At 66.1% G+C, this 13,415-nt stretch carries 12 protein-coding genes; 6 read left to right on the top strand and 6 right to left on the bottom strand.

The window, feature by feature from the left end:
• Window positions 1–160: 160 nt before the first annotated feature.
• The 4 genes from V9L21_RS20875 to xdhC all read right to left on the bottom strand — a co-directional run bounded on the left by V9L21_RS20875 (window position 161) and on the right by xdhC (window position 5,436).
• Entirely contained in the window at window positions 161–1,603 is a 1,443-nt protein-coding gene (locus tag V9L21_RS20875) for an NAD-dependent succinate-semialdehyde dehydrogenase (RefSeq protein ID WP_337314826.1), read from the bottom strand.
• Window positions 1,604–1,774: 171 nt separating this feature from the next.
• Window positions 1,775–3,115: a glycerate kinase type-2 family protein gene (locus tag V9L21_RS20870; RefSeq protein ID WP_337314825.1), complete on the bottom strand. Its 1,341-nt coding sequence runs from the start codon at window positions 3,113–3,115 to the stop codon at window positions 1,775–1,777.
• A gap of 84 nt (window positions 3,116–3,199) precedes the next feature.
• Window positions 3,200–4,405: a urate hydroxylase PuuD gene (locus V9L21_RS20865; RefSeq protein WP_337314824.1), complete on the bottom strand. Its 1,206-nt coding sequence runs from the start codon at window positions 4,403–4,405 to the stop codon at window positions 3,200–3,202.
• A gap of 224 nt (window positions 4,406–4,629) precedes the next feature.
• Entirely contained in the window at window positions 4,630–5,436 is an 807-nt protein-coding gene (gene xdhC, locus V9L21_RS20860) for a xanthine dehydrogenase accessory protein XdhC (protein WP_337314823.1), read from the bottom strand.
• A 53-nt stretch (window positions 5,437–5,489) separates the two neighbouring features.
• Here xdhC and V9L21_RS20855 point away from each other — a divergent pair, with 53 nt between their 5' ends.
• Complete coding sequence (locus V9L21_RS20855; protein ID WP_258501785.1) at window positions 5,490–5,993, top strand: hypothetical protein; 504 nt, start codon at window positions 5,490–5,492, stop codon at window positions 5,991–5,993.
• A gap of 3 nt (window positions 5,994–5,996) precedes the next feature.
• Here V9L21_RS20855 and uraH read toward each other — a convergent pair whose 3' ends face one another.
• The gene (gene uraH, locus V9L21_RS20850; protein ID WP_337314822.1) at window positions 5,997–6,347 is read right to left on the bottom strand and encodes a hydroxyisourate hydrolase; all 351 of its coding nucleotides are present in this window, start codon (window positions 6,345–6,347) and stop codon (window positions 5,997–5,999) included.
• A gap of 104 nt (window positions 6,348–6,451) precedes the next feature.
• Between uraH and V9L21_RS20845 the strand changes: the two genes are divergently transcribed.
• The 5 genes from V9L21_RS20845 (at window position 6,452) to V9L21_RS20825 (ending at window position 12,133) form a co-directional block, all read left to right on the top strand.
• Window positions 6,452–7,117: a GntR family transcriptional regulator gene (locus V9L21_RS20845; RefSeq protein WP_225612662.1), complete on the top strand. Its 666-nt coding sequence runs from the start codon at window positions 6,452–6,454 to the stop codon at window positions 7,115–7,117.
• A gap of 7 nt (window positions 7,118–7,124) precedes the next feature.
• Entirely contained in the window at window positions 7,125–8,090 is a 966-nt protein-coding gene (gene puuE / locus V9L21_RS20840) for an allantoinase PuuE (RefSeq protein ID WP_337314821.1), read from the top strand.
• A gap of 2 nt (window positions 8,091–8,092) precedes the next feature.
• Window positions 8,093–9,871 (top strand): 2-oxo-4-hydroxy-4-carboxy-5-ureidoimidazoline decarboxylase, encoded by a 1,779-nt coding sequence (gene uraD, locus V9L21_RS20835; RefSeq protein WP_337314820.1) that lies wholly within the window; start codon window positions 8,093–8,095, stop codon window positions 9,869–9,871.
• An 11-nt stretch (window positions 9,872–9,882) separates the two neighbouring features.
• The gene (locus V9L21_RS20830) at window positions 9,883–11,109 is read left to right on the top strand and encodes a M20 family metallopeptidase (protein WP_337314819.1); all 1,227 of its coding nucleotides are present in this window, start codon (window positions 9,883–9,885) and stop codon (window positions 11,107–11,109) included.
• Window positions 11,110–11,239: 130 nt separating this feature from the next.
• The gene (locus V9L21_RS20825) at window positions 11,240–12,133 is read left to right on the top strand and encodes an alpha/beta fold hydrolase (RefSeq protein ID WP_443305304.1); all 894 of its coding nucleotides are present in this window, start codon (window positions 11,240–11,242) and stop codon (window positions 12,131–12,133) included.
• Here the strand turns inward: V9L21_RS20825 and V9L21_RS20820 are convergent.
• Window positions 12,096–13,415 (bottom strand): aminotransferase class V-fold PLP-dependent enzyme, encoded by a 1,320-nt coding sequence (locus tag V9L21_RS20820; protein WP_337314817.1) that lies wholly within the window; start codon window positions 13,413–13,415, stop codon window positions 12,096–12,098. The two genes, V9L21_RS20825 and V9L21_RS20820, sit on opposite strands and share 38 nt — an antisense overlap.

The following is a 13,415-nucleotide window of genomic DNA, read 5'->3' as shown; positions in this document are numbered from 1 at the left end:
GAAATAAAGGAGGAGGCCGCAGGCCGGGGGACATTCGCGGAGAAAGGTACCCCGTCGGCGGGTGCGCCGCCCTGAACTGAACAACGACAGCACAAAAAAAAGCGGCACCGCCAAAGCGATGCCGCCTTTCCCAAAGCACTAGGCGATCTGAACGAACCGCTCAGATGCTCATGATCGAAACAGCCTTGGTGTTCAGGTAAGCCTCGAGCGCCTCGGGGCCGCCTTCGGAGCCGTAGCCCGAATCCTTCACGCCGCCGAACGGCATTTCCGGCGAAGGCGCGGCTGGCTGGTTGATCCACAGCATGCCGAGCTCGAGCCGCTGGCTCAGCAGGTGCGCGTTCTTGATCGACTTGGTGAACGCGTAGCCTGCCAGACCGAACGGCAGGCGGTTGGCTTCTGCGATGGCTTCTTCGAGCGTGTCGAAACCGCGAATGGCCGCAATGGGGCCGAAGGGCTCGTTGTTGAACACGTCGGCATCGAGCGGCACGTCGGTCAGCACCGTGGGCGCGAAGAAGTTACCCGTGTCGCCGACGCGTTCGCCGCCGGCGGCAATGGTTGCGCCCTTCTTGCGCGCATCGTCCAGCACATGGGCCATGGCCGTGAGGCGGCGTGCGTTGGCGAGGGGGCCGATGGTCGTGCCTTCGGCCAGGCCGTCGCCGAGCTTCAGGCCTTCGGTGTACTTGACCAGCGTGCGGGCGAATTCTTCGCGCAGGCTGTTGTGCACCAGGAAGCGGGTGGGCGAAATGCAGACCTGGCCCGCATTGCGGAACTTGGCGGCGCCCGCGGCCTTGACGGCCAGGGCCACGTCGGCGTCTTCGGCCACGATGACCGGGGCGTGGCCGCCCAGTTCCATGGTCACGCGCTTCATGTGCGCACCGGCCAGCGCGGCCAGTTGCTTGCCGACCGGCGTGGAGCCCGTGAAGGTGACCTTGCGGATGATCGGATGCGAGATCAGGTAGTTCGAGATTTCGGCCGGGTTGCCGAACACCAGGCCCACGGTGCCGGGCGGAATGCCGGCATCGACAAAGGCTTGCAGCAGCGCGGCGGGCGATGCCGGGGTTTCCTCAGGCGCCTTCACCAGGAAGGAGCAGCCGGTGGCCAGTGCGGCGCCGAGCTTGCGCACGATCTGGTTGATGGGGAAGTTCCAGGGCGTGAAGGCGGCGACGGGGCCCAGCGGCTCCTTGATCACCAGTTGCTGCGCGGCCAGGTTGCGCGAGGGCACGATGCGGCCGTAGACGCGGCGGCCTTCGTCAGCGAACCATTCGATGATGTCGGCGGCGGCCAGCGTCTCGCCCTTGGCTTCGGCCAGCGGTTTGCCTTGTTCCTGCGTGAGCAGCTTGGCAATTTCAGGGGCGCGTTCGCGGATCAGGCCGGCGGCGCGGCGCATGACGGCGGCGCGCTCGTTGGCGGGCGTGTTGCGCCACTTTTCAAAGCCGCGCTGGGCGGCGGCCAGGGCGCGGTCGAGGTCGGCAATGCTGGCATGCGCCACCTTGCCGATGGCCTTGCCGGTGGCCGGGTTCACGACGTCCAACGTCTTGCCGCCAGTGGCGTCGACCCATTCGTTGTCGATCAGCAGGCGGGTGTCGGTGTAGGTGGCGGTCATGGCGAACTTTTCCTTCGGGACTGGATGATGGTGAAAAGGGGAAAATCTGGGGTGCGCGGCGCGGCACCCGGAAGGTGCGCTGGCGACAGCGGCGGCAATTTGCCGCCGGGTGCATAGATTAACCCGAGTTCGCGAAGCCCGCAGGCGCCGGGAAACCGGCCCTTTTTGCCTCTACAGGATCAGCAGCGCGCGGAAGTCGTTGACGTTGGTGTTCGTGGGCCCGGTCACGAACAGGTCGCCGATTGCGTCGAAATAACCGTACGCGTCGTTGCGGTCCAAGTGGTCCGACAGCTTGCGGCCGGCTGCCGTGGCGCGCGCCAGCGTGTCGGGCGCAACGAAGGCGCCGGCGTTGTCTTCCACGCCGTCGATGCCGTCGGTGTCCGCGGCCAGCGCCCACACCTGCGGCTGGCCCATGAGCGCGCCGGCCAGCCCCATGCAAAGCTCGCCGGCACGCCCGCCCCTGCCTTTGGCCTGCCCGGGCTGTCGCGGCCGGATGGTGACGGTGGTTTCGCCGCCCGAAAGAATGACGCACGGCCGCGCAAAGGGCTGGTCGCGATTCGCCACCGCGCGGGCCAGCGCGGCGTGCACCTTGCCCACCTCGCGCGATTCGCCTTCGATTTCGTCGCTGAGGATGTGCGCCTCGATGCCGGCTTCGCGTGCCGCCTTGGCCGCGGCTTCGAGCGACTGCTGCGGCGTGGCGATCATGTGGACTTCATGGCCCTTGAAGACCGCATCGCCCGGCTTCGGCGTTTCGAGTTCACCGCTTTCGAGTTGGGCGCGCACCGGCGCCGGCACCTCGATGCCGTAGCGGTCGAGAATGGCCAGCGCATCGGCGCAGGTGGTGGCATCTGGAACAGTGGGGCCGCTCGCAATGACGGCCGCATCGTCGCCCGGTACGTCGCTGATGGTGAGCGTGACCACGCGCGCCGGCGCACAGGCCGCAGCCAGCCGGCCGCCCTTGATGCGCGAGAGGTGCTTGCGCACGCAGTTCATCTCGCCGATGTGCGCGCCGCTGTCGAGCAGTTGCTTGTTGATGCGCTGCTTGTCTTCCAGCGTGAGGCCTTCCGCGGGCAGCACCAGCAGCGACGAACCGCCGCCCGAGATCAGGCACAGCACCAGGTCGTCGGCCGTGAGGCCTTGCGTGAGCGCGAGGATGCGCTCGGCCGCCTGCTGCCCCGCCGCATCGGGCACAGGATGCGCCGCCTCGACGAGTTCGATGCGCTGGGCCACGCCTTCGGGCCGCGGCGGAATGTGGTCGTAGCGCGTGACGACCAGGCCCGACAGCGGCGCGTCGGCCGGCCACAGGGCTTCGAGCGCCTGCACCATCGAGCCGCCCGCCTTGCCCGCGCCGAGCACCAGCGTGCGGCCCCTGGGCGGCTTCGGCAGATGGGCACCCAGGGTGGAAAGCGGCAATGCGCGGTCCACCGCCACGCGGTAGAGATGTTCGAGGAAGGCGCGCGGTGCTTCGCGCGGATCGGGGGTGGGGCCGAAAGAAGGGCTCGATGCGGTCATGGCTTGCTTTGTCTCCATCCGGCAATTGTGCGGCGAACGGCGGCCGGCTCTCTTGACCGCGGTCTATCTCTTCTGTCTCTCTACCTAGTTGGTCTTGGCGCCCGCCTGGAACCACCGGCCGATCAACGCGCGCTCTTCATCCGTCATGCCTGTTGTGTTGTTCATCGGCATGATCTTGGTGACCACCACCTGCTGGTAGATGGCCTGGGCATGCGCCGCCACCTGGTCGGGCGTGTCGACGCGCACGTTCTTCATTTGCACGGCGGCGCCGTGGCACATGAAGCAGCGCTGCTCGAGCACCTTCTGCACGTCCTTGAACGCCACGGCGGGCGCTGCTGCGGCAGCCGCGGGCGCCGCGGCCGGCTCGGGCTTCATCCACACGATGGTGAGCCCCAGCACCACGATGCCGATGAGCGCATAAGGCAGCGGGTTGCCCGCGTTGCCGAGCTTGAAGCGATGCCGCACCACGAAGAACTGGCGAATGGCCGCGCCGCCCAGCATGATGAGCAGCAGCACGATCCAGTTGTACTTGTGCGTGTAGGTAAAGCTGTAGTGGTTGCTCAGCATGGCAAACAGCACCGGCAGCGTGAAGTAGGTGTTGTGCACGCTGCGCTGCTTGCCGCGCTGGCCGTGCACCGGATCGACCGGCCGGCCTTCGCGCAGTGCCTGCACGTTCTTGCGCTGGCCCGGAATGATCCAGAAGAAGACGTTGCCGCTCATCGTGGTGGCCATCATGGCGCCCACCAGCAAAAAGGCCGCGCGGCCCGCGAACCACTGGCAGGCTAGCCAGGTTGCGAAGACGATGAAGATGGCGATCAGCACGCCCACGATGGTGTCGCCGTTCTTGCGGCGGCCGAAGATCTGGCAGATGCCGTCGTACACCATCCAGAACACGACGAAGAAGGCCAGTGCCACGCCGATGGCGGCGCCGGGCTGCCAGTCCATCTTCGACTTGTCGATCAGGTAGGTGCTGGCATTCCACAGGTACGACATGGTGAAGAGCGCAAAGCCCGTGATCCATGTGCTGTAGCTCTCCCAGTACGACCAGTGCAGATGGTCCGGCAGCTTCTTGGGCGCCAGCGCGTACTTCTGCATGTTGTAGAAGCCCCCGCCGTGCACGGCCCACTGCTCGCCGCCCACGCCTTTGTCGAGCGACTCCTGGTCTTGCGGCTTCTCGAGGCTGTTGTCCAGCATCACGAAGTAGAAGGAGGCGCCGATCCAGGCAATGGCGGTGATGACGTGGACCCAGCGCAGCAGCAGGTTGGCCCAGTCGAGGTAATAGCTTTCCATGTGTGGGTGCTCTCTCTCAACCCCCTGGGCGCGTGGGGGCGCCGCAAAGGGGTTTCTTCAGCCTGCTCACCACTGCGGGCGCTGTAAGCAGAGAAAGTGCCGCGAACGCAGGCTCCATGAAATGGGCCTCGCTCCGCTGCGGCTTGTTGTGGACCGAAAGTGTATACAGTTTTGGCAAGTGGCGGGTTGCTTTTTTGAAGGCGTTGCCGCCGGGAAAACCCTGTTCAACCCAGCGATTGCAACAACTGTGCCGCCACCGCTACGGCGATCACTTCCGGCTCCTTGCCCGTGATGCCGGGCACGCCGATCGGGCAGGTGATGCGGGCAAACTCGTCAGGCGTGAAGCCCCGTGCCTCGAGCCTGTGGCTGAAGGTGGCCCACTTGGTCTTGCTGCCGATCAGGCCGATGTACGGAAGGTCGCCGCGCTCGCGCAAGCGCTTGAGGCAGGCGATGACGATGTCCAGGTCTTCGGCATGGCTGAAGCTCATGATCAGCACGCGGCTGCCCGGTGCGAGGGCGGCCACGGCGTCCTGCACGGGCTCGGAGTGCTCGGTGTCGATCTGCGCCAGCAGCGCGTCGGGGAACACGCCGTCGCGGCTGTCGATCCAGCGCACGGTAAACGGCAGGCTGGCCAGCAGCCGCGCGAGCGCCGCGCCCACGTGGCCGCCGCCGAACAGCGCCACGGGCTTGAGTTGCGCGACCAGGTCGCGTTGCAGCGCCGGCGCGTCGGCGGCCGTGATGCGCCGGTACGAGAGAAACACCACGCCGCCGCAGCACTGGCCCAGGCTCGGGCCGAGCGGGTAGCGCTCGACGCCGTCGATGGCGCGCCGCCCCGCGAGCAGTTCGCGCGCTTCCTGCGTGGCCTGGAACTCGAGCTGCCCCCCGCCGATGGTGCCCGTGAGGCCCTCGGCCCACACCGCCATCCAGGTGCCGGCTTCGCGCGGCGCCGATCCTTGGGTCGATTCGACGCGCACCAGCACCGCGTCTTCGCGCACAAGGCGCGCCAGCAACTGATCGACCATGCCGTTCATTTCCGATACCTTCGGTTGCGGGGTTGCACGAGACTCACGGTATAAACCCGGCGATGAATCGTCAGCTTACGCCCCGTCGCCTTGCCTTGGCGGCATCCGTTCTTTCTTGCGCTCTCTGGCTTGCCGGCTGCGGGAGCACCGGCACTGTTCCGGGACAGTTGAGCGACGTCAAGACCGATCGCGGCGGGGCTGGCGCCGCGCCCCGCGCATCGAATGCGGCCACCGCGCGCGAGTACCGCCGCGACGCCGCGCGCCACATCTACGAAGCCAACAGGTCGCGCATCTACAGCGGCCAGTTGCCGCCCCTGCTGTACGCCGTCGGCACGCTGCAGGTCAACCTCGATGCCGGCGGCAAGGTGGTGTCGCTGCATTGGATGCGTGCGCCCAAGCATGCGCCCGAGGTCATCGCCGAGATCGAACGCTTCGTGCTGCAGGCCGCGCCCTTCCCTGCGGCCACGCGCCTCGGTGCGGTCACGTGGACCGACACTTGGCTGTGGGACAAGAGCGGGCGCTTCCAGCTCGACACGCTCACTGAAGGGCAGCTGCAAGGCGACTGACCCTCAGGAGCCGCGGTACGTGGAGTAGCTCCACGGGCTCACGAGCAGCGGCACGTGGTAGTGCTGATCGGTGTGCGCCACGCCGAAGTCCAGCGAGACCTTGTTCAGGAAATTGGGCTCGGGCAGCTTCACGCCGCGCGCCTTGAAATAACCCGCCACGTCGAACACCAGCCGGTAGGTGCCGGCCTTGAGCGAGTCGTTGTCGTAAAGCGGCCCGTCGCTGCGGCCGTCCGAATTCAGCGTGAACCGCTTCACCAGCGTTGCGGTGTCGCCTTGGGTGGTGTACAGCACCACCTCCATGCCGGCGGCGGGGCCGCCGTGCATTGTGTCGAGTACGTGGGTGCTCAGGCCCATGGGGCGCTCCTTCAATGATGGAACCTTGATGTTCCGGTCGGGGCGGGAAATTCCGGTGGACAAAAGTGTATACAGTTACCGGCTTTGGGTCTATCATGAAAAACATGGAGTCCTCCACCACCCGTTCGATCGTCGACGCGCTCACCAAGGCCATCGTCGAGCACCGGCTGCAGCCCGGCACCAAGCTGGCCGAGCAAAAGCTGGCCGACCACTTCGGTGTGTCGCGCACGCTGGTGCGCCAGGCCTTGTTCCAGCTGTCGCAAAACAAGCTCATCCGCCTCGAGCCCGCGCGCGGCGCCTTCGTGGCGGCACCGGCTGTCGATGAGGCGCGCCAGGTGTTCGCGGTGCGCCGCATGCTCGAGGCCGAGATGACGCGCGAGTTCGTGCGCACCGTCACGCCCGCAAAAATCAAGGCGCTGAAGGAACACGTGGCGCTCGAAAAGTCCGCCGTGTCGGGCGAAGACATTTCGGGCCGCACCGAGTTGCTGGGCGACTTTCACGTACGCATGGCCGAACTCATGGGCAACCAGGTGCTGGCGCAAATTCTCGGCGAGCTGATCTCGCGCTGCGCGCTCATCACGCTCATGTACCAGAGCACCAGCGCGGCCGAGCACTCCAACGACGAGCACGCCGACATCGTGAAGGCGCTGGCCGCACGCGACGAAGAGCGCGCCGTGCGCCTCATGACCGAACACTTGGAACACGTCGAGGCCAACCTCACGTTCGACCGCAAGGTTCCGACCAACGACATCTCGCTTGCACTGTCCTGAACATTCCATGACCGTCTACGACACCACCCTGACCTACCCGCGCGACCTCGTCGGCTACGGCCGTAACCCGCCGCATGCCCAATGGCCCGGCGGCGCGCGCATTGCGGTGCAGTTCGTCCTCAACTACGAAGAGGGCGGCGAGAACGCCACGCTGCATGGCGACGCGGGCTCCGAGCAGTTCCTTTCCGAGATGTTCAACCCGGCCAGCTTTCCCGACCGGCACATCAGCATGGAAGGCATCTACGAATACGGCTCGCGTGCCGGCGTGTGGCGCATCCTGCGCGAGTTCGAAAAGCGCGGCCTGCCGCTCACGGTGTTCGGCGTGGGCATGGCGCTCGAGCGCTACCCCGAGCTCACCGCCGCCTTCAAGGAACTGGGCCATGAAATCGCCTGCCACGGCTGGCGCTGGATTCATTACCAGAACCTGGACGAAGCCACCGAGCGCGAGCACATGCGCCTGGGCATGGAAGCCATCGAAAAGCTGACGGGCGAGCGCGCCCTGGGCTGGTACACCGGCCGCGACAGCCCGCGCACCCGGCGCCTGGTGGCCGACTACGGCGGTTTCGAATACGACAGCGACTACTACGGCGACGACCTGCCCTTCTGGATGAAGGTGCAAAAGACCGACGGCAGCGTGGTGCCGCAGCTCATCGTGCCTTACACGCTCGACTGCAACGACATGCGCTTTGCGCTGCCGCAGGGCTACTCGCACGCCGACCCGTTCTTCCAGTACATGAAGGACACCTTCGACGCGCTCTATGCCGAAGGCGACCCCGCCGGCGACAACAGCCCCAAGATGATGAGCATCGGCATGCACTGCCGGCTGCTCGGGCGGCCCGGCCGCATTACCGCGCTGCAGCGCTTTCTCGACCACATTAGCCAGCACGACCGCGTGTGGGTCTGCCGGCGCGTCGATATCGCGCGCCACTGGAAGCAGACGCATCCCTTCGAATCTGCCGCCTCAGGAAGCTGACCATGAGCCTCACCATTGCCCAACTCAACGCGGCCGTACCGGCCGAAGCCGTGGCCCTGCTCGACGGCATCTACGAGCATTCGCCCTGGATTGCGCAGCGTGCACTCGCCGCGCGCCCCTTCCGCTCGCTCGCGCATCTGAAGCATGCACTGGTGCAGGCATTGGCCGCCTCGTCGGCCGACGAAAAGATCGGACTCATTCGCGCCCACCCCGAGCTTGCAGGCAAGGCCATGATCAGCAAGACGCTCACGGCCGAATCGACCAACGAGCAGAGCAAGGCCGGCCTCACCGACTGCACACCCGAAGAATTCGCGAAGATCCAGAAGCTCAACGCCGACTACAACGCGAAGTTCGGCTTTCCCTTCATTCTTGCGGTGCGCGGGCCGCGCGGCACGGGTCTTTCGAAGCGCGAGATCATCGACACCTTCGAGCGCCGGCTGTTCAATCACCCTGAATTCGAGCTTGGCGAAGCGCTGCGCAACATCCACCGCATTGCCGAGATTCGCCTGGACGACAAGTTCGGCGCCGACATCTCGCTCGGCAACGACGTGTGGGACTGGCACGAAACGCTCTCGGCGCACACCGACCCGGGCTACGCCGAAAAAGGCCAGCTCACCGTGACCTACCTGACCGATGCGCACCGCGCCTGCGCGCAGCAGATTTCGAGCTGGATGCGCGATTGCGGCTTCGACTCCGTGCACATCGATGCGGTCGGCAATGTGGTCGGCCGGTACGAAGGTGCAACGCCCGATGCCAAGACGCTGCTCACCGGTTCGCATTACGACACCGTGCGCAACGGCGGCAAGTACGACGGGCGCCTGGGCATCTTCGTGCCGATGGCCTGCGTGCGCGAACTCAAGCGCCAGGGCAGGCGCCTGCCCTTCGCCTTCGAGGTGGTGGGCTTTGCCGAGGAAGAAGGCCAGCGGTACAAGGCCACCTTCCTGGGGTCGGGCGCGCTCATCGGCCACTTCGATCCGCGCTGGCTTGACCAGAAGGACGCCGACGGCATCACCATGCGCGAAGCCATGAAGCATGCGGGGCTGGACGAGGCCGACATTCCGAAGATCCAGCGCGACCCGGTGCGGTATCTCGGCTTTGTCGAAGTGCATATCGAGCAAGGCCCGGTGCTCACCGAGCTCGACCTGCCGCTGGGCATCGTCACGGCCATCAACGGCGGCGTGCGCTACGTGGGCGAGATCATCGGCACGGCCAGCCATGCCGGCACCACGCCCATGGATCGCCGCCGCGACGCGGCCGCCGCGGTGGCAGAACTCATTCTCTACACCGAGCAGCGCGCCGCGAAAGACGGTGATTCGGTCGGCACCGTGGGCATGCTCGAAGTGCCCAGCGGCTCGATCAACGTGGTGCCGGGGCGCTGCAAGTTCAGCCTCGACCTGCGCGCACCGAACAATGCGCAGCGCGATGCGCTGACCGCCGACGTGCTCGCCGAACTCAAGGCCATCTGCGAACGCCGCGGTGTGCGCTATGAAATCGAGGAAAGCATGCGGGCCTCCGCCGCACCGAGCGCCCCCGCATGGCAGCAGCGCTGGGAAAAGGCGGTCGATGCCCTCGGCATTCCGCTCTTCCGCATGCCCAGCGGCGCCGGCCACGACGCCATGAAGCTGCACGAGGTGATGCCGCAGGCCATGCTCTTCGTGCGCGGCATCAACTCGGGCATCAGCCACAACCCGCTCGAATCGAGCACCAACGACGACATTCAGCTCGCGGTCGAGGCCTTCCAGCATCTGCTCAACAACCTCGCCGTCGAACAAGCTCACTGAAAAGAAAACACATGACCGACTACGCCAAGCTCGACGCCTGGATCGACGCACACTTCGACGAAGAGGTGCAGTTCCTGCAGCAACTGGTGCGCGTGCCCACCGACACCCCGCCCGGCAACAACGCACCGCACGCCGAGCGCACCGCCGAGCTACTGAAGGACTTCGGGCTCGATGCCGAGAAACACGCCGTGCCCGAGCAAGAGGTGAAGGACTACGGCCTCGAGTCGATCACCAACCTGATCGTGCGCCGCCCCTACGGCGCCGGCGGCCGCACCGTGGCCCTCAATGCGCACGGCGACGTGGTTCCGCCGGGCGAAGGCTGGACGCATGACCCGTACGGCGGCGAAATTGCCGACGGCAGCCTCTACGGCCGAGCCGCCGCGGTGAGCAAGAGCGACTTCGCGAGCTTTACCTTCGCGCTGCGCGCGCTCGAAGCCGTGGCCAAGCCGACCAAGGGCAGCGTCGAGCTGCACTTCACCTACGACGAAGAGTTCGGCGGCATTCTCGGCCCGGGCTGGCTGCTCAAGCAGGGGCTCACCAAGCCCGACCTGATGATTGCCGCGGGCTTCAGCTACGAAGTTGTGACCGCGCACAACGGCTGCCTGCAGATGGAAGTGACGGTGCACGGCAAGATGGCGCATGCGGCCATTCCGACCACCGGCGTCGATGCGCTGCAGGGCGCGGTGAAGATCCTCAACGCGCTCTATGCGCAGAACACGCTCTACCAGCAAGTGACATCGAAGGTCGAGGGCATCACGCACCCGTACCTCAATGTGGGCCGCATCGAAGGCGGCACCAACACCAATGTGGTGCCCGGCAAGGTGGTGTTCAAGCTCGACCGCCGCATGATCCCCGAAGAGAACCCGGTCGAGGTCGAAGCCACGATCCGCAAGGTGATTGCGGATGCAGCCGCGGAGAGCGCCGGCATCACGGTCGAAATCAAGCGCCTGCTGCTCGCCAATTCGATGAAGCCGCTCGCGGGCAACAAGCCGCTGGTCGATGCGATCCAGAAGCACGGCCAAGACGTGTTCGGCGAACCGATCAAGGCCATGGGCACGCCCCTTTACACCGACGTGCGCCTTTATGGCGAGGCGGGCATTCCGGGCGTGATCTACGGCGCCGGCCCGCGCACGGTGCTCGAGTCGCATGCCAAGCGCAGCGATGAACGCGTGGTGCTCGAAGACCTGCGCCGCGCCACCAAGGTGATTGCGCGCACGCTGAGCGACCTGCTGGCCTGAGCCTCCGGGCGGGGTCACCTGCCCACCGGCCTGCGTTGCGGCCGTCCGACGCAGCGCATCAGCGGCCACCTACACCCACCAGCAGGCACCGGCGCGCAGCATGGGGCGCATGACCGAACGCAGTTCCTCCATGTCCGCCCTGCCCGCCGACGCGCATGCGGTCTCGCATCGCTTCATCGATGTCGACGGGATGCAGATCTTCTACCGCGAAGCCGGGCCGCGCGATGCGCCGGTGCTGCTGCTGCCACACGGCTATCCGTGCTCGTCTTTCCAGTACCGCCGGCTCATGCCGGCCCTGGCCGACAAGTGGCGACTGGTCTCGCCGGACTATCCCGGCTTTGGCCTGAGCGGCACACCGCCGGCCGATGCCTTCGGCTTCGACTTCGATGCCTATGCGGGCTTTCTCGAGGCCTTCTGCGACAAACTGGAGATCGGCAGGTACGGCCTGTACCTGCACGACTACGGTTCGCAGATTGGCCTGCGCCTGGCCATTCGGCGCCCTGAGCGCGTGGCCGCGCTCATCATCCAGAACGGCGACATCTACGAAGACACGCTCGGCCCCAAGTACAAGGCCATCCAGGAGTTCTGGCGCGATCCGTCGGCAAAGAACCGGGCGGTGCTCGAAGAGGCGGTGAGCGAAGAAGGCTTTCGCGCCGAGTTCGTCGGCGAGGTGTCCGAAGCGCAGGCCGCGCAGATTCCACCCGACCTGTGGAAGCTGCATTGGCCGCTGATGAACACGCCGCCGCGCCGCAAGCTGTCGCTCAAGCTGATGGAAGGCCTGAAGCAGAACCTCGAGTGGTTTCCGCGCTACCAGGCCTATCTGCGCGAACACCAGCCGCCCGCGCTCATCGTCTGGGGGCCGAACGACGGCTACATGCCCGAGGCTTCCGCGCGTGCCTACCTGCGCGACATTCCGAAAGCCGAGCTGGTGCTGACCGACGGCGGGCACTGGCTGCTCGAGACGCACCTCGAGCAGGTGGTTCCCGTCATCCGGCGGTTCCTGTCCTCCGCCCTTTCGCGCTGAGGGCAATCTCTTGCGTCACATGGAGAAACTTCTCCATGTCCGCCAGCGAGTTGCAGTGCAGCGGTGAGACGCGCACCGTGCCCTCGAGCCCGAAGGAGTCGAGCATGCGCTTGGAGTAGATGCTGCTTGCCACGCGCTCGTAAACCGTCACGCCGCGCTTGCCGTACTCCACCACGGCCTGCGTGCAATCCAGGTGATCGAAGCCGATGCCGATGATGAGGTCGCGCTTCGTCAGGTCCGGATGGTCGAGGAAGACCGTCACGCCTTCTATATTGCGCAGGCCCGTGGCCTCGCCGCGGCCGTCGAGCAGCGCCGCGAGCAAGGCCCGCTCGTGCAACTCGATGTGCGCGATGCCCGCTTCGAACAGCGCCCGCCGCTCGGTGGCATCCGAAAAATGGCCGCCGAGCCAGCACACGTAGTCCACGATCTCGGTGACCACGGCAAACTGCCATGGGGCCGAACTGCCCAAGTCCCAGAAGTCGGGCTTCTTGCCCGCGAGCTTGTGGTGCGGCAGCAGCGCCGCGCGGTCCGACACCCACGACAAGCCCGAGCCCCGGCAACCGAAGAACTTGTACGGCGCCATGTTGATGCCATCCACAGGCGTCTTCTGCAGGTCGATCAGCCCGTGCGGCGCATGCTGCACGGCGTCCACCACGATGTAGAGATCGGGCTTGATCTCCCTCGCGCGCCGCACGATCTGCGCCAGTTCGAGCTTGGCGCCCGAGATGTTCGATGCGTAGATGACGTTGAGCAGGCAGGTTTCCTTGTCCACCAGCCGCACGATCTCGTCGGCATCGACACCGCCGGTCTCGGGGTTGCTCCGGGCCACCCGAAGTTCGCGGCCGGCCTTTTGCGCATAGAGGCTCATCGCGTCGAACGACGAGGGATGCTCGAGCACGGTGGTGACCATGTTCGTTCCCGGCACGTTCTCGGCCACCGCGCGCACCATGTCGAACATGGCGCCCGATGCGGTCAACGACGCATACACACTGCCGCCGCGGGCGTTGAAGATGGTGCGCAGGTCGTCCGTGCCGCGAGCCTGGATCTGCTGCAGTTCGACGGCGGCGGCGTGGATGCGCTCCGCGTTGTCGGGAATCGCATCGACCTGCGCAAACCGCTCCACGGCCGCCTTCAACCGGAACGAACCGCCCGCATTGTCGAAATAGAGCCGCTCGCGCCCGTGGTGGTCGTGGTCGACGTTGAGAAAGCGCTGCTTCACCGCGCGCATGAGCGCATCGGGAAACGCCAGCCCGTTGGCATGGTGTTTGGTGGTGGCCGGCAT

It is taken from the genome of Variovorax sp. CCNWLW235, from assembly GCF_037204085.1.
Taxonomy (GTDB): Bacteria; Pseudomonadota; Gammaproteobacteria; order Burkholderiales; family Burkholderiaceae_C; genus Variovorax.
This window is presented reverse-complemented; position numbering and strand designations above follow the sequence as displayed.